At 72.0% G+C, this 21,512-nt stretch carries 14 protein-coding genes; 7 read left to right on the plus strand and 7 right to left on the minus strand.

Going from position 1 to position 21,512, the window contains the following annotated elements:
- The first annotated feature begins 68 nt into the window (after nt 1-68).
- From J2S58_RS11690 to J2S58_RS11710, 5 genes are all read left to right on the plus strand, one after another.
- Complete coding sequence (locus tag J2S58_RS11690) at nt 69-908, plus strand: ABC transporter substrate-binding protein (RefSeq protein ID WP_205256945.1); 840 nt, start codon at nt 69-71, stop codon at nt 906-908.
- Between the two features lie 144 nt (nt 909-1,052).
- On the plus strand, nt 1,053-2,924 hold the full coding sequence (ilvD, locus tag J2S58_RS11695) for a dihydroxy-acid dehydratase (protein ID WP_205256944.1): 1,872 nt from the start codon (nt 1,053-1,055) through the stop codon (nt 2,922-2,924).
- Between the two features lie 167 nt (nt 2,925-3,091).
- Entirely contained in the window at nt 3,092-3,856 is a 765-nt protein-coding gene (locus J2S58_RS11700; protein ID WP_205256943.1) for a class I SAM-dependent methyltransferase, read from the plus strand.
- 234 nt (nt 3,857-4,090) lie between these two features.
- The gene (locus tag J2S58_RS11705; protein ID WP_205256942.1) at nt 4,091-4,675 is read left to right on the plus strand and encodes a MarR family winged helix-turn-helix transcriptional regulator; all 585 of its coding nucleotides are present in this window, start codon (nt 4,091-4,093) and stop codon (nt 4,673-4,675) included.
- The gene (locus J2S58_RS11710; RefSeq protein ID WP_205256941.1) at nt 4,672-6,474 is read left to right on the plus strand and encodes an MDR family MFS transporter; all 1,803 of its coding nucleotides are present in this window, start codon (nt 4,672-4,674) and stop codon (nt 6,472-6,474) included. Before J2S58_RS11705 ends, J2S58_RS11710 begins: the two co-directional genes overlap by 4 nt.
- Nucleotides 6,475-6,585: 111 nt before the next feature.
- Here the strand turns inward: J2S58_RS11710 and J2S58_RS11715 are convergent, their stop codons facing one another.
- Entirely contained in the window at nt 6,586-7,482 is an 897-nt protein-coding gene (locus J2S58_RS11715; RefSeq protein WP_205256940.1) for a phosphatase PAP2 family protein, read from the minus strand.
- 211 nt (nt 7,483-7,693) lie between these two features.
- On the opposite strand from J2S58_RS11715, the gene J2S58_RS11720 reads away from it, so the two are divergent.
- Entirely contained in the window at nt 7,694-8,533 is an 840-nt protein-coding gene (locus tag J2S58_RS11720) for a PhzF family phenazine biosynthesis protein (protein WP_306828319.1), read from the plus strand.
- 42 nt (nt 8,534-8,575) lie between these two features.
- Here the strand turns inward: J2S58_RS11720 and J2S58_RS11725 are convergent, their stop codons facing one another.
- The 5 genes from J2S58_RS11725 to J2S58_RS11745 form a co-directional block, all read right to left on the minus strand.
- Nucleotides 8,576-10,057, minus strand: coding sequence for an SDR family oxidoreductase (locus J2S58_RS11725; protein ID WP_205256938.1), 1,482 nt, complete (start codon nt 10,055-10,057; stop codon nt 8,576-8,578).
- Between the two features lie 250 nt (nt 10,058-10,307).
- Nucleotides 10,308-12,266, minus strand: a complete 1,959-nt coding sequence (locus J2S58_RS11730; protein WP_205256937.1) for a glycoside hydrolase family 127 protein — start codon at nt 12,264-12,266, stop codon at nt 10,308-10,310.
- Between the two features lie 86 nt (nt 12,267-12,352).
- Entirely contained in the window at nt 12,353-13,222 is an 870-nt protein-coding gene (locus J2S58_RS11735) for a carbohydrate ABC transporter permease (RefSeq protein ID WP_205256936.1), read from the minus strand.
- Entirely contained in the window at nt 13,222-14,175 is a 954-nt protein-coding gene (locus J2S58_RS11740; protein WP_205256935.1) for a carbohydrate ABC transporter permease, read from the minus strand. The genes J2S58_RS11735 and J2S58_RS11740 overlap by 1 nt, the downstream gene beginning before the upstream one ends.
- A gap of 68 nt (nt 14,176-14,243) precedes the next feature.
- Nucleotides 14,244-15,602, minus strand: coding sequence for an ABC transporter substrate-binding protein (locus tag J2S58_RS11745; protein WP_205256934.1), 1,359 nt, complete (start codon nt 15,600-15,602; stop codon nt 14,244-14,246).
- Between the two features lie 317 nt (nt 15,603-15,919).
- Here J2S58_RS11745 and J2S58_RS11750 point away from each other — a divergent pair, with 317 nt between their 5' ends.
- Nucleotides 15,920-16,936 (plus strand): LacI family DNA-binding transcriptional regulator, encoded by a 1,017-nt coding sequence (locus tag J2S58_RS11750; RefSeq protein ID WP_205256933.1) that lies wholly within the window; start codon nt 15,920-15,922, stop codon nt 16,934-16,936.
- A gap of 114 nt (nt 16,937-17,050) precedes the next feature.
- Here the strand turns inward: J2S58_RS11750 and J2S58_RS11755 are convergent, their stop codons facing one another.
- Nucleotides 17,051-21,106: an OmpL47-type beta-barrel domain-containing protein gene (locus tag J2S58_RS11755; RefSeq protein ID WP_205256932.1), complete on the minus strand. Its 4,056-nt coding sequence runs from the start codon at nt 21,104-21,106 to the stop codon at nt 17,051-17,053.
- Between the last annotated feature and the right edge of the window lie 406 nt (nt 21,107-21,512).

Below are 21,512 nucleotides of genomic sequence, written 5' to 3' on the forward strand. Positions count from 1 at the left end.
CGACCCCCGCTTCGGCCCAACCATCCGCTGCTGCCACCACCGGACCCGACGCGTCCGTCTCCTTCCCCGTGGAGGTCGTCCACGACAAGGGCACCACCACCATCCCGAGCCGACCGCTGCGCGTGGTGGCGTTGGACGGCAGCCTGGTCGGGGCCGTGGCCGGACTCGACGTCGACGTGGTCGGGTACACGCTGGACGTCCCGGAACTGCCCGGCTACTTCCAGGGGGACCGCACGGCGGGCGGGGTCGCCGTGGGCACCCTGGCCGAGCCGTCGATCGAACGGATCGCCGCCCTGCAGCCGGACCTCATCGTGTCCAGCACCGTGCGCCACGACGCGCTCTACCCGGCCCTGTCCCGGATCGCCCCGACGGTGTTCACCGCGACGACCGGGCCGACGTGGAAGGACAACATCCGCCTCGTGGCGCAGGCCCTGGGCCGGAGCAGGTCGGCCGAGGAACAGCTGCCCGCGTACGAGGCGCGCGCCCGGGCCGTCGGTGCGGCCATCGCCGCCGGGTCCGCCGACCCGACCATCTCCCTGGTGCGCTTCGTCGGCCCGGGCAAGCCCGCCCGGCTGTACGGCAACGCGTCCTTCCCCGGCATCGTGCTGGCCGATGCGGGTCTCGCCCGCCCGGCCGTGCAGGACGTCGACGAGTTCATGGTCGAGATCTCGCCCGAGCAGATCGAGCTCGCCGAGGGCGACCGCATCTTCTACACCGACCCCGCACTCGACGAGAACGCGTCGGACACCTCGATGGCCGACTTCACCGGCAACGACCTGTGGAACCGGCTGACCGGCGAGAAGACCGCCGTCGCGGACGACCGCTGGTACTCCTCGGTCAGCGTGCAGGGCGCCCACCTGATCCTGGACGACCTGGCTGCGGCATTCGGCGTCGATCCGCAGGTCTGACCGCCGCCGTCCGGCGCCCGCTCCCGCGCGGGCGCCGGAGGGCGGCCCTGACCTGCGCACACCGGAGTAATCTCCATCGGGCGAGGGCGCGTCGAGCCGGCGTGCCGCCCCGCGCACCGACGTTCTGACTGTTCAGGAGCTTCCATGCCCGCCCTGCGTTCCCGCACCTCCACCCACGGCCGCAACATGGCCGGCGCCCGCGCGCTGTGGCGCGCCACCGGTATGGGCGAGAACGACTTCGGCAAACCGATCGTGGCGATCGCGAACTCCTACACGCAGTTCGTGCCCGGTCACGTGCACCTCAAGGACATGGGTGACCTGGTGGCCGGCGCCATCAAGGAGGCCGGTGCGGTCTCCAAGGAGTTCAACACCATCGCCGTGGACGACGGCATCGCGATGGGCCACGGCGGGATGCTCTACTCGCTGCCCTCCCGCGACCTGATCGCCGACTCGGTCGAGTACATGGTCAACGCGCACTGCGCGGACGCCCTGGTCTGCATCTCCAACTGCGACAAGATCACCCCCGGCATGCTGATGGCCGCGCTGCGGCTCAACATCCCCGTGGTCTTCGTGTCCGGCGGCCCGATGGAGGCCGGCAAGGCGGTGATCGCCGACGGCGTCGCCTACACCCCGACCAACCTGATCACCGCGATCAACGCCTCCGCCGCCGAGGCCGTCTCGGACGAGGCCCTGGCCGCGGTCGAGCGCTCGGCCTGCCCGACGTGTGGCTCCTGCTCCGGCATGTTCACCGCCAACTCGATGAACTGCCTGACCGAGGCGCTGGGCCTGTCGCTCCCCGGCAACGGCTCCACCCTGGCCACCCACGTGGCTCGCCGGGACCTGTTCCTACGCGCGGGGACCACCGTCGTCGAGATGGCCAAGCGCTACTACGAGCAGGACGACGAGTCCGTGCTCCCCCGCAACATCGCCAACCGCGCCGCCTTCGCCAATGCGATGGCGCTCGACGTGGCCATGGGTGGATCCACCAACACGGTGCTGCACATCCTGGCCGCGGCCATCGAGGGCGAGCTCGACTTCACCCTCGAGGACATCGACGCCATCTCCAAGAAGGTGCCGTGCCTGTCCAAGGTGGCGCCCAACCACCCGGACTTCCACATGGAGGACGTGCACCGCGCCGGCGGCATCCCCGCCCTGCTCGGCGAGCTCAACCGGGCCGGCCTGCTGGACGACACCGTGCACTCCGTGCACTCCCCGGATCTGCAGAGCTGGCTGGACGAGTGGGATGTGCGCGGCGGCAAGGCCAGCGAGCGGGCTCTCGAGCTCTTCCATGCCGCGCCGGGTGGTGTGCGCACCGTCGAGGCCTTCTCCACCGACAACCGCTGGAACTCCCTGGACACCGACGCCGCGGACGGCTGCATCCGGGACCGGGAACACGCCTACACCGTCGACGGCGGGCTCGCCGTGCTGGTGGGGAACATCGCCGAGGACGGTGCGGTGGTCAAGACGGCCGGCTTCGACGAGTCGCTCTTCCACTTCGCCGGTACCGCCATCGTCTTCGAGTCCCAGGAGGCCGCCGTCGAGGGCATCCTCGGCAAGAAGGTGCAGCCGGGGCACGTCGTCGTCATCCGGTACGAGGGCCCGACCGGTGGCCCCGGCATGCAGGAGATGCTGTACCCGACGTCCTTCATCAAGGGCATGGGCCTGGGCAAGGTGTGCGCCCTGATCACCGACGGTCGCTTCTCCGGCGGCTCGAGCGGTGTGTCGGTCGGCCACATGTCGCCCGAGGCGGCCCGTGGTGGGGCGATCGGCCTCATCGAGGACGGCGACGAGATCGTCATCGACATCCACTCGCGCTCGCTGCACCTGGCCGTCTCCGACGACGTGCTCGCCGAGCGGCGGGCCAAGATGGAGGCCTCGGAGAACCCGTGGCAGCCGCGGAACCGCGAACGGTTCGTCTCCCAGGCGCTGCGCGCCTACGCGCACATGGCCACGTCCGCCTCGACCGGCGCCGTGCGGGTCGTCCCGACGTCCTGGGCGCCCGACTCCCCGCGCTGACCCCTGCCACCACCGGTGACGACGAACGCCCCGGACCGACCACGATCCCGTGGTGGTCCGGGGCGTTCCGCGTGCAGACCTTGATGGCCCGTGCCGTGGCCGATCCACATCTCTCAAGGAATGAGATGCCGGTCTCATCAGCCGGGAAAACTCGCTAGGCTCCGGCCATGGACGCCTCCCCCCGGTACACCCATGGGTACGCGGAGAGCGTGCTCCGCTCGCACCGGACGAGGACGGCGGTGAACTCGGCGGCACATCTGATCCCCCTGCTCGATTCGGGTCGCACGCTGCTGGACGTCGGCAGCGGGGCGGGCACCATCACCGTGGATCTGGCCGACCTGGTCGCTCCCGCGCGGGTGACGGCCCTGGAGACCTCCACGGACGCCGCCGCGCTGACCCGCGCGGAGGCCGACCGCCGCGGGTGCCGGACGGTCGACGTGATCGTCGGGGACGTCCTCGACCTGGACCTGGCGTCGGCGTCCTTCGACGTCGTCCACGCCCACCAGGTGCTGCAGCACGTGACCGATCCGGTCGCCGCCCTCCGGGAGATGATCCGGGTGTGCCGACCCGGTGGGGTGGTGGCCGTCCGGGACGCCGACTACGGGGGGTTCACCTGGTACCCGCCAAACCCGGGGCTGGACCGGTGGCGGGAGCTCTACGGGGCCGCGGCCCGGGCCAACGGCGGTGAACCCGACGCCGGTCGCCGCCTGCTGTCCTGGGCCCACGCCGCCGGCGCTCACCGGGTCACCGCGTCCGCGTCCACCTGGTGCTACGCCGATCCCGCCGCCCGCCACGCCTGGGGCTCGGGGTGGGCGGAGCGCATCACCGACTCGGCGATCGCCCGGCAACTCCTCGACGCCGGGACGACCACGGCCGAACTGCGCGCGGTGGCGTCGGCCTGGTCGGCCTGGGCTGCGCACCCCGACGGCTAGATCAGCATCCCGCACGGCGAGATCCTCATCCACGTCTGACCGTCCGTTCGACCATCCGTTCGACCATCCGCTGACCATCCGCACGGACCCACCCCGGGGCGGGGCGCGCAGGTCCGTCGTGTCCGGGGACGCCCCCGGAAGCAGCACCGCCCGACCCGGTCGACGCTGTGATGCACAGATCGTTGTACAGAGCATGTAACTGTCCATATACTTAGCCGAGCTAAGGAGGACGTGATGACCGTCAGCACGCAGAGCTGCGCCGAGTTGCTGCACCGGCTCCCGGTGCTGGCCCAGCTCAAACGGGGTATCCGTCGGTCGGGGACGACCGTGGGCACCTCCGTGCTGACCGCCCTCGCGACCCTGGACGGTGCGCCCGCCCCCGCCGCACCGTCCGCCCCGGCCACCGCGCCCGGTGCGGGAACGATGCCCGACCCGTCCTGCTGCCGGCTCGGCACCCTGGCCGACCAGCTGCAGGTCGACCTGTCCGTGGCCAGTCGGCAGGTCACCCAGCTCATCGAGATGGGCGCCGTGGTCAGGGTTCCCGATCCGACCGACCGCCGCGTCCACCTGCTCCGGGTGACCGAGTCCGGCCATCGGGAGATCGTCCGGGCCCGCGACCGGGCGGCCGAGCAGCTGGCCACGCGCCTGACGTCCTGGTCGGAGGACGACCTGCAGACGCTGGTGTCCCTCCTCGGCCGACTGCAGTCCGACCTGAGACGCACCGACCCGGGACCCGACCCGGGAGGCGCTCCCCCCGGGACCGTCGGCCCCACCCCCCTCCCTTCCGCCCGTCCGATCAGCACGGAGTCCCGCCCATGAGCACCACCACCGCCCCCCGCACCGGCACCGGCACAGAACCCCCCGGGACCGAACCGGTGATGTCGCACCGGCAGATCATGGAGGCGCTGTCCGGCCTGCTGCTGGGCCTGTTCGTCGCGATCCTGTCGTCCACCGTCGTCTCCAACGCCCTGCCCCGGATCATCACCGAACTCAAGGGCAGCCAGTCGGGCTACACCTGGGTGGTCGCCTCGACCCTGCTGGCCACCACGGCCAGCACCCCGATCTGGGGCAAGCTCGCCGACCTGATGAGCAAGAAGCTGCTGGTGCAGTTGTCGCTCGTGGTGTTCGTGCTCGGCTCGCTGGTGGCCGGACTGTCCCAGTCCATCGGCGTGCTCATCGTGGCCCGGGTCATCCAGGGTCTGGGTGCCGGTGGTCTCACCGCGCTGACCCAGGTCTGCATGGCCGCGATGATCCCGCCGCGCGAGCGCGGCCGGTACTCCGGTTATCTCGGGGCCGTGCTCGCTGTCGCCACCGTGGCCGGGCCGCTGATCGGCGGCGTCATCGTGGACACCAGCTGGCTGGGGTGGCGTTGGTGCTTCGGCGTCGGCGTGCCGTTCGCCGTCGTGGCGATCATCGTGCTGCAGAAGACGCTCCACCTGCCGACCTACCGCCGCGACGACGTCCGCATCGACTGGCTGGGCGCCACCGTGGTGACCGGGGCCGTGTCCCTGCTGCTGATCTGGATCTCGTTGGCCGGCACCAGCTTCGACTGGGCGTCCTGGCAGACCGCGCTCATGGTCGGCGGCGCCCTCCTGCTGGGCGTGCTCGCCGTGATGATCGAGAACCGGGCCGCCGAGCCGATCATCCCGCTGAGCCTGTTCCGCCACCGCAGCATCAGCCTGGCCGTGGTGGCCAGCCTCTTCGTCGGCATCGCCATGTTCGGCGCCACCGTCTTCCTGAGCCAGTACTTCCAGATCAGCCGGGGCGACAGCCCGACCCAGGCCGGACTGAGCACGGTGCCGCTGATCCTCGGCCTGTCGCTGTCCTCGCTGGTGTCCGGCCGCATCATCACCCGCACCGGCAAGTGGAAGCGGTTCCTGGTCGGTGGTTCCGCGCTCATCGTCGTCGGCTTCGCCGCCATGGGCACCATCGACAAGGACACCCCGTACTGGTTCCTCGCCGTCTCGATGGCCGTCATCGGCATCGGGCTGGGCGCGACCATGCAGAACCTCGTGCTCTCGGTGCAGAACGCCGTTCCGGTCACCCAGCTCGGCGCGGCCAGTTCCACCGTGGCCTTCTTCCGCAGCCTGGGCGGTGCCATCGGCGTGTCCGCGCTGGGCGCGGTGCTCGGCCACCAGGTCAGCGGGCACATCGCCAGTGGATTGACTGCTCTCGGCCTCCCCGCGGGCGCGACCGGTGGCGGATCGCAGATCCCGAACCTGGCCACCCTGCCCGCCCCGGTCGCCCGGGTGGTGCAGGAGTCGTACGGCATCGGCGCCGGCGACATCTTCCTGGTCGCCGCCCCGCTCACCCTGCTCGCCCTGATCGCCGTGCTGTTCATCCGCGAGGTGCCGCTGCGCACGAGCAACGTGCTGGCGCAGGAACCGGCGGGGCCGACCAAGGCAGCCGCGGACGAGGATTCCACCGGCGCCGCACGTGCCGCCGACGCCGGAAGCGACGCCGGCACCGGAAGCACCCGCGAGTCGGTCGCGTCGGACGGGGACGCCGTGGGCACCACCGTCACGGTGACCGTGCGCCGGAACGGACGCCCTTCGACCACCGGGCACGGCCGCCATCGCGCCGGGCGTGGACATCGCCGCGTCCCCGCGCGGCACTGACCAGCCGTCACACCCCCGCCGTCACCACCCCGCAGGGCTCGTCCTCCGGGCCCCGTCGATCCGCCCCGCCGGCCCTGCCGGCGGGGCGTTCGTCGTCGGTGCGCGATCCGATCAGGTCCGGGTCGTTCCGGAACGACGGGCGACCCGCCGCCCGGACCAGGTCACCGTCAGCACCGCGAGCACGGCGAGCAGGATTCCGACGAGTGCGTCGACGACGTAGTGCTCACCGGTCAGCACCAGGGCGAACGCCATCGCCAGCGGGTAGGCCAGGAGCAGCAAGCGGGCGAGCGGCCCGCGACCTGCCCAGAAGAAGGCAGCGACCAGCGTCGCCGCCCCCGCGTGCAGGGACGGCATGGCGGCCACGGTGTTGCCCTGCTGCTGACCCCGGCTCTGCACCGTGTCCAGGAAGTCCAGGCCGAGCACCCGCCAGCCCAGGCCGGACAGCCGCTGCACCGGCTCGAGATACCCGTCGCGGGCCGCCATCCACGGCGGGGCCATCGGGTACACGATGTACAGCACCACACCCGTCGCCACCAGCAGGAACACACTCCACACCCAGGGGCGGAACCGGTCGCGGTGCCGGAACCAGAGCACCGCGCCGACGACCGGGATGACCACGAAGTGGCTGCTGTAGACCGGGGCGACCAGGGCGTCCCACCAGTGGGCGGCGCCGTCCGGGTACAGCCGCTCCTGCAGCCAGGGCGTCGGGACGCGACCGAACAGCCACCGGTCCGCGGCGATCGGCTCGGTGACCCGGAGCGGGAAGCCCAGACCGTTCGGTCGACCGGCCACCGGGTCGGCGTTCAGACCGCTGTTGACCCACTGGGCCACGGCGTAGGCCCCGAGGACGGCACTGAACGGCAGCAGGCTCACCAGCAACTCGGCCAGTGGTGACCGGCCCCGCCCGGCACCGTTCCGCCGGGGCGGGACTGCAGGCGCATCGGTCGCCGCGGCGCGGACCCGTGGCCGGCTGCTGGCGGTGGCCGGGCCGGACGATGGCGGTCTCATGGACATCCTCCCGGGGGCGCGTGCGCGGGGTCGACGTTCGTGCACCGGCGGTGCACCGCGGAACAGTTCCCCGAACCGCGCCCGGCCATGCACGGCCGCCCACCGAGCCTCTCGCCCCTCGCAGACCCCCGCGATCGATCGGTTGCTCGATCCGGGTCTGGGGGGACCAGCAGAATGGGCGGGTCCCGCACACCCCCACACCTGGAGTCCCGTGACCCGCACTCGCCCGTTCGCCCAGGTCGACGTGTTCACCCGCGTCCCGTACGCCGGCAACCCGGTCGCCGTGGTGCTGGACGGCACCGACCTGGACAGCCGCGCCATGCGGGCCTTCGCGGCCTGGACGAACCTGTCGGAGACGACCTTCGTGCTGCCGCCGAGCGACCCGCGGGCCGACTACCGGCTGCGGATCTTCACCCCCGGCGGGGAGCTGCCCTTCGCCGGCCACCCGACCCTGGGCTCGGCCCACGCGTGGTGGGGAGCCGGCGGGCGGCCGTCCGTCCCGGACGAGGTGGTGCAGGAGTGCGGGGCCGGCCTCGTGCCGATCCGGCGGGAGGGGGACACCTGGAGCTTCCGCGCGCCGGACCTGGTCCGCGAGGGCCCGCTGGACGACGACCTGCTCGACACCATCGCGGCCGGGCTGCGGATCCCCCGTGCGGAGATCGTGGGCCACCAGTGGGTGGACAACGGTCCCGGCTGGGCCGCGGTCCGGATGCCCACCGCGCAGGCCGTTCTCGACCTCGAACCCGACCACGGCGTGCTGGGCGACCTGGTGCTCGGCGTCGTCGGCACGTACCCCGAGGGGAGCGAGCGCCAGCTGGAGGTCAGGGCCTTCTGCGGCGGGGTCGGGGTCGTCGAGGACCCGGTCACCGGCAGTCTCCAGGCGAGCGTCGCCCAGTGGCTGACCCGGACCGGCGTCCTGCCGCCGGACTACCGCGCCGGGCAGGGGCGCCGGGTCGGCCGGGACGGGGATGTGCAGCTGCGCACCATCGACGGGCGGATCTGGGCGGGCGGTGCCTGCGTCACCTGCATCCGGGGCACCGTCGACCTCTGACCGACCGCCCGGTCCGGCAGGCCGCCGCGCCGACCTGCGCGCTCAGTGCTCGGCGAGAGCAGCGATCCGCCGGGCCATCGCCGGGAAGATCACCAGGTGGAAGGGCTTGAGCACGGCCCAGTACACCCGGCCGGCCACGCCGCGGGGCAGGAAGCGGGCCCGGATGTGCAGGAGGCTCGACGGGCCGCCGGCGTCGTCCGGGTCGGGATCGGGGTTGATCCAGAACTCCAGGGTCCCCTCCCCCGGCGTCCACCGGTCGGTGGTGAGCCGCAGGTAGGGCCCACCGCCGTCGCGGTCGGCGTCGACCGTCTCGACGGTCAGGAAACCGAGGGTGTCGCCGACGGTGAGCTTCTCCGCATCGGCGCGGTGCACGGCCCGACCGGGCCCACCGGCCCGGCGGTCCAACCAGCCCCGCACCGACCAGGCCAGCGGCCAGGAGAAGTAGCCCTCCTTCTCGCCCATGCCCTGCAGCACCGTCCACACCGAGTCGACGGACGCGGCGACGGAGCGGCGGTGATGGCTGTCCCGGGGGTCGACCCCGGCCCACGCGGGATCGGTCGGGGCGAGGCGCAACGGGTCGGGAGTCCCTGCCACGCCGGCGATCTCGCCCCGGTTCACATCGGTGCGCACCAGGGCGCGGGACAGCGCGTCCGCCATCGTGGTCAACCCGCCGGCCGGGTCGGGCACCACGGAACGGATGGGGGAGGTGTCGCCGACCATGGTGTTCTGCAGGCTGCCGATCAGGTCCTCCACCAAGGGCGCGGGCAGCGGGATGATCCTGCCGATGACCGATCCGGCCAGGCCGGTGGACACCAGTGGGACCGGCACGAGCACCCGGCGCAGACCGGCCGACCGGATGTAGGCGCGCAGCAGGTCGCGGTAGGGCAGGGTCTCCGGTCCGGCGATGTCGTACGCACCGGGCGGCACGGACGGGTCGGCCCCGGCGACGAGGTAGTGCAGGACGTCGTCCACGGCGATCGGCTCGACCGGGTGCCGCATCCAGCTCGGGATGGGCACCACCGGCAGGCGGTCGGCCAGGTGGCGGATCAACTCGTAGGACGTGGACCCGGCGCCGACGATGACGGCTGCCCGCAGCCAGACCACGTCCACCCCGGACTCGGTCAGGGCCTCGCCCACCTGCCGGCGGCTGTCCAGGTGCTCGGAGAGCTCCTGCCCCTGCGGGACGAACCCGCCCAGGTAGACGATCCGGCCGACGCCGGCGGCGTGGGCCTCCTCGCCGAAGGTGCGGGCGGCCTCGAGGTCCTCCTCGGCGAAGTCGCCCTCGCCGATGGCGTGCACCAGGTAGTAGGCGACGTCGATGTGTTCCCGACCGTCGAACGCGGCACGGACCGAATCGGGGTCCAACACGTCCAACTCGACCGGCTCGACGTCGTCGGCCCAGTCGAAACGGGCGAACTTCCCGGGTGTCCGGGCGGTGGCCAGGACGTCGATCCCGGCCTCGGTCAGGGCCGGGATCAACCGGGAACCCACATAGCCGGTCGAGCCGGTCACCAGAGCACGCATGTCCCCGACAGTAGGAGGCATCCGTGCAGGTTGGCCGGGGCGAGGGGCATCGGTTGGATCACACGCCGCGCCGCATCCGCCCCGGCCCCCCGGTCGACGCCCACGCCGTCCTACGACCGGATCACCGCCGACACCGGACCGACCCCGTCGGCCGCGTCGGCGGGCAGCCCCGGCAGCCGGGTCCCGGGTCCCACGCCGATCACCCCGCCGCCGACGCGGCGAACGGCCCGACGGGTCAGCGGGGCGGGCGTCACGAGTCGGCGACCGCGGATCGGCCCTCGGCGACCGGGATCCACACCCGCATCGTGGACGGGCCGCGATTGCCCCACTGGCAGTAGGGCACCAGCGGCAGCTCGACAGGGGTCGCCGCGTCGGAGGCCCAGGGTCGGTCCCGGTAGCCCCAGCCGGCGCTCTCCGACGGCGAGAGCGATCCCTCCGCCGCCACCCACGGCCGTGGATCCTGGGCGGGTACGGGCACCCGGTCGACCAGCGGCACGGTCGGGTCCAGCGTCACCTCCGCCAGATCCGCGCCGGGCACGTCGGTGGACTCCAGGCAGAGCACCATCGGTCCGCGCTCCACCGCCACGCAACCCCGGACTGCGTCGAAGCGGGGGTGCGGCCAGGTCAGCCGGGGTAGCACCGGCAGGACCAGCTCGATCCGGTCCCCCGGCCCGAAGTCGTCGGTGACGGTGACCGTCCCGGGATCCACGGTGCGGGTGCGGCCCCCGTGGGTGAGCGTCGCCCCGGCCGCCCAGGACGGCACCCGGAAGGTGATCGACCACGGACCCACGCTCTCGCCGACCACCACCACGCCGACCGCGCCCTGGCGGGGGTAGTCGGTGCTCACGTCCAGGGCCACCGCGCGGCCGTCGGTCAGGGTGGTCCGGATCTCGCAGCCCGCGTACTGGTGCAGCTGGATCCCGTCGGCGTCACGGGTGGCCAGGTAGCCGGCCAGGCTGGCCATCGTGCGGGCGATGTTGGTCGGACAGCAGGACACCGCGAACCACGGTGCCCGGACGGAACTCTCGGCCCGGGCGACCAGGGTGTCGGACGGCGGGACCTCACCGGTCGACCGGCGGTGCAGGGTGTTGGCGTAGAAGAACGCCTCCCCGTCGAGCGCGGGCCCGGTGGCCACCACGTTGTACAGGGTGCGTTCCATCAGGTCGGCGTGCTCGGCGGACCCGGTGGCCAGCAGCAGCCGCCAGTTGAGCATCACCGAGGCGATGCCGGCGCAGGTCTCGGAGTAGGCGCGGTCGGCCGGCAGCGCGTCGTCGGTACCGAAACCCTCGTCCTGGTGCTGGGAACCCATGCCGCCGGTGAGGTAGGTGCGGTGCGCCACCGCGTGCCGGAGCTGCCGCAACGCCGCCTCCCGCAGCGCCGGATCGCCGTTCTCGTCGGCCAGGTCGACCGCACCGCCGGCCAGGTAGAGGGCCCGCACCGCGTGCCCGCGCAGCGACCCGGCGTCCCGGAAGGGGACGTCGTCCTGGAAGTACTCGCGGCCCCACTCGATGTCCTCGAGCACGTGGTGGCCGCGGCGATCCAGGAACAGCGCGGCCTGGTCGACGAAATGCCGCCGACCGGTGGCCCGACCCAGTTCCACCAGGGCCATCTCGATCTCGGGATGGCCGCAGAAGGCCTGCAGACCGTCCGGGCCGAAGGTGGCGCACACGTGCTCGGCGGCGGCCAGGGCCACCTCGACGAGCTGGTCGTGGTGACCGGTCCGGATCCGGGCGACCGCCGCCTGGAACAGATGGCCGTAGCAGTACAGCTCGTGCCCCCACTCCAGATCGCTGTACCGGGGGGCCTGCCCGGGGCGGCCGAACTCGGTGTTGAGGTAGCCGTCGTCCTCCTGGGCGGCGGCCACCCGCCGGACCAGGGCGTCGTAGCGGTCGGCCCGGTCCGGGTCCGGGGTGACCGCCAGGTCCCAGGCCAGCGCCTCGAGCAGCTTGTAGATCTCCGAGTCGGAGAACTCCCGGCCCTGCCGCTCGGCGGGCAGGGTGCCGGCCACGGCCGCGTCGAAGTTGCCGGCCCAACCGGCCCGCTCGATCCAGGACATCGCATGCGGGATGGTGTGGTCCCGGTTGACCGTCTGCCGGGTCGACCAGAAGCCGCCGGTGATGCGGACCTCGTCGAGGCTCAGGGGCTGCAGCGCACCGTGACCGGGCGCGACGGGGACGGCGCCGAGGCGCACCGTGGAGGCTGTCTGCATGGGGGTCTCGATTCGGGGCGGCGGGGTGCGGGAGTCGTGCACGGGAGGGCCCACGCGGGCCGGCGCCGGATCGGCGGTGTGCGTGCTCATCCCTTCAACGCCCCCGACATGAACCCGTTCACGTAGTGCCGCTGCAGCAGCAGGAACAGCACGATGCAGGGCAGCGCGAGGACGACGACCCCGGCCTCGGTGGCGCCGTAGTCGATGACGCCCATGACCTGCTGGCGCAGGTTGGCGATGGCCAGCGGCAGCGGCAGCTTGTCCGACGAGCTGATCAGGATGAGCGGCGCGATGAAGTCGTTCCAGGCGGCCAGGAAGGCGAACAGCCCCACGGTGATCAGCGCGGGCTTGACCGCCGGCAGCAGGACGCGGACCAGGGCGGCGAAGGTGCCGGCGCCGTCGACCCGGGCCGCCTCCTCGATCTCCTTGGGGACGCTCTCGAACGAGATACGCATCATGAAGATCGAGAACGGCAGCTGGAACAGGGTGAGCACCAGGGACAGGCCCACCAGGGAGTCCTGCAGCCCGACAGCGTTGAGCATCACGTACAGCGGGATGAGCAGCGTCGCGTACGGGACCATCAGGATGGCCAGCACCGACAGGAACAGGATGTTCTTGCCGGGGAAGTCGAAGCGCGCGAACGCGTATCCCCCGAAGAACGAGCAGATCAGGGTGAGCGCGACGGTCAGCAGCGAGGTGAATGCCGAGTTCAGCAGGTACTGCCCGATGCCGGCCTGGTATCCGGCCAGCGTGCGGTAGTTGCCGAATCCGAAGCCCTCCGTCTGCGCACTGCCGGCCTGCGGGGACACCGAGGCGACGGCGCTCCACAGCAGCGGGAACAGGAAGATGACCGCCAGGGCGCCGGTGCTCACGTAGTACGGGGTCCGACCGAGGATCAGACCCGCGGTCAGTCTGGGCCGGGCCTCGCGCTCGACCGCGCGAGTGGGGGTGGCCATCACTGGTCCTCCGACTTGAGGCCCTTGAACTGCAGGGCGTTGATGAGGATGAGGGCCCCGAGCACGATGACCGACAGTGCGGCGGCGCGGCCCAGGTTGTTCTGACCGGAGAACGCCTGGTTGTAGATCAGCTGGACGACGGTGATGGTGCTGTTGTCCGGCCCGCCCTTGGTCAGGATGTAGAACTGGTCGAAGGCCAGCAGCGACCCCGTCACGCAGAGGATCAACGCCAGCGAGATGGAGGGCTTGAGCAGCGGCAGCGTGATGCCGCGGAAGGTCTGCCACCACGTCGCGCCGTCGATCCGGGCGGCCTCGTAGACATCGCCCGGGATCCGCTGCAGACCGACCAGCAGGAGCAGCATGTAGAAGCCGGCGAACCGCCAGACGATCAGGGCCACGGTGGACCACAGTGCGGCACTGGGGGTCCCGAGGAACGAGACGCTGGAATCGGTCACGCCCAGCCAGCGCAGGATCGGGTTGAACGGGCTGCTCTGCGGGGAGTACAGCGCGTAGAACAACAGGGACGCGGAAGCCAGGCCCAGCGCGCTGGGGACCAGGATCGCGGTCCGCAGGAAGCTCTTCCACCGGGTCGATTCCTGCACGAGCAGGGCCAGGCCCAGCCCGAGAACCATCAGCAGCACGGTGGCGATGGCCGTGTACTGCAGGGTGAACAGGATCGAGCTGACGAAGAACCGGTTGGAAGTGACGTTCTCGAAGTTGACCGGAAGGTTCCACCCGTTGTCACCGGTGAACAACTTCCAGTCCGAGGCGGACATCCGCAGGACCAGCAACACCGGCGCGATGAACAGGAACCCGACGAACAGGGCGGTGGGCAGGGCGTACAGCCAACCCTGCAGACCGGCCGCGGCGCGGCCACGCCGGGGGCGGGGACCCGGCCCGGGCAGGGTGGCCGGGGCGTGGGTGACGGGTGGGGGGGCCGTGACGGTCGTCATGGGGGGTACCTCCGGTCGAGCCCGGGTCGGGGGACGGCTGACGCCCCCCGACCCGGAGGCGGGTGGGGCTACTGCTGGGCCAGGACCGAGGTGATGGCGGTGTTGTCGGCCTCGACGGAGGAGTCGCCGCCGTAGACCGCGTTGCGGACCAGGGTCAGCCACGGGCTGTCCGAGGCGTTGAAGGCCGACTGGAAGTTCAGCGCCACCGGAGTCTTGCCCTTGCCGGCGATCTCGTTGATCAGCACCAGCCGGGGATCCTTGGCCGCGTACTCGTTGTTCGCGAGGTCCGAACGGGACACCACGTCGCCGCCCTTGGCCAGCACGTCGACCTGCGCGGCGTCGGAGGTCAGCCAGGCCAGGAAGTTCCAGGCCTGTTCGCCGGACTTGCTGTCCTTGGAGATGCCGAGACCGTCGCCACCGACGAAGGTGGATCCACCGCCGTCGACACCCGGCAGGGCGGAGACGCCGACGTCGACCGACTCGGAGGCGGTGGCCAGCAGGGTGGCCGGGTACGGCATGACCCCGACGTTGCCGGACTGGAACCCGGCGACCCAGGTGGCACCGGTCTCGTCGCGGGCGCCGTCACCGATGACGCCGTCGTCGTTCAACGTCTTGTAGGTCGAGTAGACCTGCTGCGCAGCGGATCCGCCGAGCAGCGACTCGGTGCCGTCGGCGTTCATGACCTCCTCACCGGAGGCCCACACCATGGGGAACCAGGTGAAGACCAGGCAACCACCGCAGTTGCCGCCGAAGTAGGTGCCGGACACGCCGGGCTTCTTCAGGGCGGCGATCTTGGTGGCCTGATCGGCGAACTCGGCCAGCGTGGCCGGGCCCTTCTCCGGATCCAGCCCGGCCTCGGAGTACAGCGTCTTGTTGTACATCATGACCGACAGGTCGAGAACGAAGGGCAGCACGAACTTCTGGCCGTCCACGGTGCCCGCGTCGATGTGCCCCTTGTTCAGGGTGTCCGCGTAGGGCAGACCGGCGATCCTGTCGGTCAGATCGGCGTAGAGCCCCTGTGACGCCCAGTTGGGCACGTAGACGATGTCGGCCCCGAACAGATCGGGCAGCTGCCCCGAACCGGCCGCCGCACCCACCTTGGCCACGTAGTCGTCGTTGGGGACGACGGTCAGCTCCACCTGGTTCTGGTGCGAACCGTTGTAGGCCTCCACCAGGGCCTTGGCCTGCTTCTCCAGGGGCGCCCGGGTCCACAGGGTCAGCGTGGTGCCGTCGTCCACCCCCTGATCGGCGGCCGCACCGGCTCCGCCGGACGCGCTCCCGGATGCCCCCGACGACCCGGCCGTGGCCGGCGCCGAGGTCGATCCCGCGGCTCCGCCCGTCGAGCCGCCGCACGCCGCCAGCGTCATCGACGTCGCGATGACTGCGGCGACGGCCCCGGCGATACGCCGGCGCTTCCAGACCTTCATTCCGTGCTCCTTGCTCGTCATTGAGCGGAGTGCCGATGCACCCGCTGGGCCCACCACAGGACTTTCGGTGGGCAGCGGACCGACCTGTCCCCGGTCCCGGCGGCACTGCCGTCGGGTGCGGGTTCGCCGCCCCTGATCGAGGCGGCGTCACCGGTCTGCTGCCCGAAAAGCTTTTCGAACAGTAGCGACGGTCACTCTCCCAGGTCAAGGGTGAACGCTCACTCCGGGAAAGATGCGAAGGGGTGCCCCGGCGTGTCACTGTGGTGCCCTCGAGGGGTGTGCACCGCGCGCCCGGGAGACTGACGGTGGGGGCGGCCATGGCACCGGCGACGGGTAAGCGGCCGACCACCCTGACCGATGTCGCCCGGCTGGCCGGCGTCTCCATCGCCACCGCGTCCAAGGCCCTGAACGGGCGCAACCAGGTCCGCGCCTCCACCCGCGAGCGGGTCATGGTGGCCGCCGAGCAGTTGTCGTTCTCGCCCAACGCCCTGGCCCGGGGCCTGTTGGCCGGCCGGACCGGCACGGTGGGCCTGCTGACCAGCGACATGGAGGGCCGCTTCTCGCTGCCCATCCTGATGGGCGCGGAGGACGCCTTCGGTCGCGGCTCGGTGTCGGTGTTCCTCTGCGACGCCCGCGGCGACTCGTTCCGCGAGCAGTACCACGTCAAGGCGCTGCTCGGCCGTCGGGTCGACGGACTGATCGTGGTCGGATCGCGGACCGATGCGAGACCTCCACTACCGGGCCGGTTGTCGGTCCCGGTGGTGTACGCCTACTCCCCGTCCCTGGACGACCAGGACACCTCGGTGATCTCCGACAACGTGGAGGCCGGGCGGACCGCCGTGGACCATCTGCTGGCCCTGGGTCGTTCCCGCATCGTGCACATCTCCGGCGACCGCACCTACGCCGCCGCCCGGGACCGCGCCGAGGGGGCCACGGCGGCGCTGCGCGCGGCCCGGCTGACCCCCGTGGGCAAGAAGGTGCACTTCGGCTCGTGGAGCGAATCGTGGGGTCGGTCGGCCATCGCGTCCCTGCTCGCCGCCCACCCCGACATCGACGGCGTGTTCGCCGGCAGCGACCAGATCGCCCGCGGCGTGCTGGAGGTACTGCGCGAGAAAGGTCGGGCCGTCCCCGAGGACGTGGCCGTGGTCGGCTTCGACAACTGGGCCGTGCTGGCCACCCAGGCCCGGCCCCAGCTCACCAGCATGGACATGCAGCTGGAACAACTGGGTCGCCGGGCGGCCGAGCTGCTGTTCTCGGCGATGGAGGGCGGCACCCACCCGGGCATCGAGAAGATCGGCTGCTCCCTGGTCATCCGGGAGTCCACCGCCGGCTGACCGGGACACCCGTTGCCGCGCACCAGGTGTCGCCGACATCGGCCGCCGCCGTCCCGACCTTCCGACAGCGCGCCACGGGGGGACCGGGACGCGCCGTCGGACGGGTTTGTCGGATCAGCCGGTGATGGTCAGGGTGACCGTGGCCGTGGTGCCGTCGGTCCCGGTCACCGTCACCGGGAACGCACCCTTGGCCGTCCCCGCCGGGATCTGCACCGTCTTGCGCGCAGCCCCGTTCACATCACTGGACACCGGACCCAACGCGAGCTCCCCGGAGGCCACCGTCAGGCTGTCCCACCGATCGAAACCGGCGATCACCAACGTGGTGAACCCACCCGCAGCCACCCGCGTCGCCGTCGCCTTCACCGACGTCGGCACATCAGCCCGGATCACCACCGTGCTGGAGCGCACCGCCGAGACGTTCCCGGCCCGGTCCACCGCCCGGGAGGACACCAGGAACGTCCCCACCTGGTCGAAGACCACCGGAGCGCTCACCGCGGCCCACTCGCCACCGTCGACCCGGTACTCCGTCCGATCCACCCCGGCCGTCACGTCGGTCGCGCTCACCGACAGGGTGATCGGGTTGCGCGGCGTACCCGCACCCGAGGCCGGATTCCGGGTGGCGGTGGCAACCGGGGCGCGGTTGTCCACCCGGACCTGCGTCACCGACTCGGATCCGTCCACCGCAGCGTTGTCCCGCCACAGCCGGGTCCGGACGGCGTTGTCACCGTTGGTGCTGACGGTGAACGGCGACCGGTAGCGGACCCACGGCCCGTCGTTGATCCGGTACTGCGCGGCCATGCCGGCCGGCGGCGCCACCGTCACCAGCACCGGCTGGTCGTACCAGCCCGCCGCGGACAGCACACCGTTGGACCGCAACTCCACTGACGCCGTTCCTGCAGAGACCGGGACCTCGGCGGTACCCACTGCCGAGACGTTGCCCGCCGCATCCGTGGCCCGGAACGACAGCGTCGCCGCACCCGAACCCGGCGCCGTCACCGGGCCCGTGGAGGGCATCCAGCTGCCCTGGCCCCACCGGTACTCCGTCGAGGTCACACCGGACCCCGCATCGGTCCCCAGCACCGTGACCGTGCGCCCCACCACGGTGGAGGTCACCGTCGGGACGGTGGCGTCCACCTTGACGGTGACGGCTGCCATCTCGGAGACATTCCCCGCCGCATCCGTCGCCCGGGCCTGCACCGTGCTGGTGCCCTCACCCACGGTCACCGGCCCGGTGGAGGCCACCCACCCCGACCCGCTGTCGATCTCCACCGCAGGAGCCGGGTCGAGGTCGTCGGTCGCCGTCGCGGTCACCTGCACCGGGGCGGTCCACCACCCGTCGTTCCCCGTCGGGGCCGCCGGGGTGACCGCGACCGATGCCACCGGCGCCGTCGTGTCCGGTTGCCCGGTCTCCTCGGCGGCGATGACCTGCCACTCGTGGATCCCGATCGATCCCTGGCCCTCGGCGGCCCCCCAGGCCTGCGCCTGGATCCGCAGCGACCGGGTGGTGACCGGGGCAAACTGGACCGGGACGAAGGTGTCCCTCGTGCGGTCGTACGAAGTGCCACCGATCGGCGTGACATCCCGCCAGGTCGTGCCGTCGGCGTCCAGGTACTGCAGCACCCAGGTGCGCGGAGCGATCATGCCGCCGCCGGCGCTGTCCGGGGAGTCCTGGAACCACCAGACGCCGATCTCGTCCACGGTGGCGTCGAACGGCCAGTCCAGGCGGGCCCACTGGGCGCCGACCTGCGGCCAGGTGCCCCAGCGGGCGCCCAGCTCGTCCGGGGCCTGCTCCAGGACCCCGGCCGTGCCGTCCTTGAGACCGTTGACCTGCTCCCACCCGGAGGTGAAGGAAGCGGACGCGGTCGCGTACCCGGCGATGTTGCCGGTCAGTGCGGCGCCGGCGGCCGGCGGGACGACGACCGTGCCGGAGGTGGTGTTCCCGGCGAGGTCCGTCACCCGGTAGATCAGCGTGTGCGGCAGCCCGTCCGGTGCGGGCACCACCGCGCCGCTGGTGGTGGACTGCCACTCCCCCGCGGCGTCGAAGCGGTACTGGACGGCGTCCAGCCCGGACAGCGCGTCGGACCCCGTGATCGAGACGGCCCGCGTCGTGGCGTCGGCCGCCGCCGTGGCCTGCGGGGCCACGGTGTCGATCTTCACCGTGCGGGAGACGACGGCGGAGGTGTTGCCCGCCGCATCGGTGGCCCGCCCGGAGACCTCGGAAGTGCCCTGGCCGGTGACCGGAACGTCCACGAACCGGGCCTGCGGGGTGATCGACCAGGTGCCGTCCGACCCGATCCGGGTGGAGATCGCGGTGCGGTAGTCGATCTCGTCCTCGGCGCTCACGCGTGCGGTCACCGACGAGGAGAACCATCCGTCCTTGCCGGACGTGCCGGACAGGGAGAGGGTGGCGACGGGTGCGGTGTCGTCGGCGGGCACCGGGGTGCTCGCGTCGGGGTCGACGACGACCTGGGCGGTCAGCATCGCGGCCGCGTATCCCAGGACGCGTCCCTCGACGGAGAACGTCCCCGCCTGCGCGTAGCTCGCCGCGTCGACCGGCCGCCAGTTCACCGGGGCCCACACCGAGCCGCCGGACGGGTCGCTCAGGCGGACCGCCTCGGGCAGCGCCGGGGCCGTGCCCGGCTTCGTGGCGACCGAGACGGGTTCGGGTGCGGCCGGTGTCACGGCGTACACCTCCCACTCGGAGACCGAGACGGAGTGGTACTTCGCGCCCTCGGGCCGCCCGGCGAAGGTGGCCCGGAGCGACGTGGTGGTCACCGGGTCGAAGGACAGCTCGTTCCAGCGGCCCGTCGCGGTGGGGTACTGCGCACCGCTCACCGGGGTCCAGTCGCCGTCGGCGTCCAGGTACTCGATCTCCCAGGAGGCCGGGGGGCGGATCCCGTTCGGGTCCTCGTGGAACTGGATACCGGCCCCGTCGACGCGCACCGGGGCGTCCCACTGGTAGGACACCCAGTCGGACTCGCGCAGGTTGTCGGTACCGCGGAAGTTGCCCCACTGGTCCGGGGGCAGGAGTGCGGTCAGTGCGCGTCCGTCGTTCAGGGCACCCAGGCGCATCGGCGGCTGCTCGGTGAACGACGCGGCGGGCCGGGCGGCCGGCGCCACGTTGTCGGTCAGGGCGAACCGGGGGTCCTGCGCCAGGGTCCGGGTGACCGGCCGGATGGTGTCGCCGTCCCAGGTCACCTCGTCGATGGCCACCGAGCGCCGGAAGTGGCCGCCGCCCACGGCGTCCTTGGTGTGATAGGTGATGTACCACTTGTCCTGGAACTCGATGATCGACGGATGCACGGTGGTGGCCGAGGTCCCGCCGAGGATGATGCCGCGAGAGGTCCACGGCCCCAACGGGTTGTCCGCGGTCGCGTAGGCGATGCAGGCCTGGTAGTTCGACGGCGTGCAGCTGCTGCCCCCGACCTTCCAGTCGTAGACCATGTAGTAGATGCCGTTGCGCTGGAACACCCACGGGGCCTCGTAGAAACCGTCGAGGCCGGCCATGGTGCTGATCGGGCCCACGGTCCTCGTCATGGAGGCGTCGAGCTCCACCGCGCGGGCCACGCCCCACGAACCCCAGTGCAGGTACACGGTGCCGTCGTCGTCGGTGAAGATCGCCGGGTCGATGACCTCCTGGCCGTTCGTGCTGGTGCCGAAGACGTCGGTCCAGGTGAGCAGCGGTGACCCGATGGCGTCGGACCACGGACCGACCGGGGTGTCGGAGACGGCCACGCCGATCGACATCGGATTCGGCGCCGAGGTGTCCTTCGACTGGACGGGGACGTACCAGTAGTAGCGCCCGTCCGGGCCGGCGACGGCCTGACCGGCGTACGCGTTGTTCCCGGTCGCCCACGAGAAGACCTCCCCGGGGACCAGGGCGTCCTTCTGCAGCGTCCAGGTCCCGCCGGCGACGTCCTGCGTGCTGAAGACGCCGTAGTCGTGCATCTCGAAACCGGCCTGCTGGGGCGCGGCCTCGTCGTGCCCGGCGTAGATGTAGAGCGTGTCGCCGACCACCAGGGGGGCCGCGTCCGCCGTGTAGTACGTCCCGTCGCCGAGGATCGGGTTGCCGGGCGAGGAGAAGGTGATCGCCGCGGGCGGCTCGGCGGCCGACACCGGGAGGGCCGTGGGCACCGCGGCTCCGGCGGCCAACGCCGCGGCCGCCAGCACCGCCGTCCATCGTCCGGCTCGGCGGCCGGGTGGCCTGACGGGTGGGATCCGGACGGATGCGATCGTGACGGACACGGGCGGTCACTCACCTTCGGGGGCGGGGGTCCACCGGCGCGGGCCGGTGGTGGCTGACATCGGCCCCCGATGCGGTGTCGCCGCTCGGGGGTGGGAGGTGCGGGGTGCGGGAGTTCGCTCCGGCCGCTGGGGAGGTCCGGCGGCATCGGGCACGCCGGGCGGGGCCGGGGTGCGGGGACGGCAGTCACCGGCACGGTGTGCCGGCGGCACGAACCCTCCCTCCGTCGTCGGCCGGGATCCCTGACCTGTGACTCTCAGCCATCGGGCGGTCGCCCGCAATCCTTTTCGGTGTTTTCTGGAGGCGCTGCCCCACGGTGGTGGCCGACCCGTA

The organism is Nakamurella flavida, assembly GCF_030811475.1.
Lineage (GTDB): Bacteria > Actinomycetota > Actinomycetes > Mycobacteriales > Nakamurellaceae > Nakamurella > Nakamurella flavida.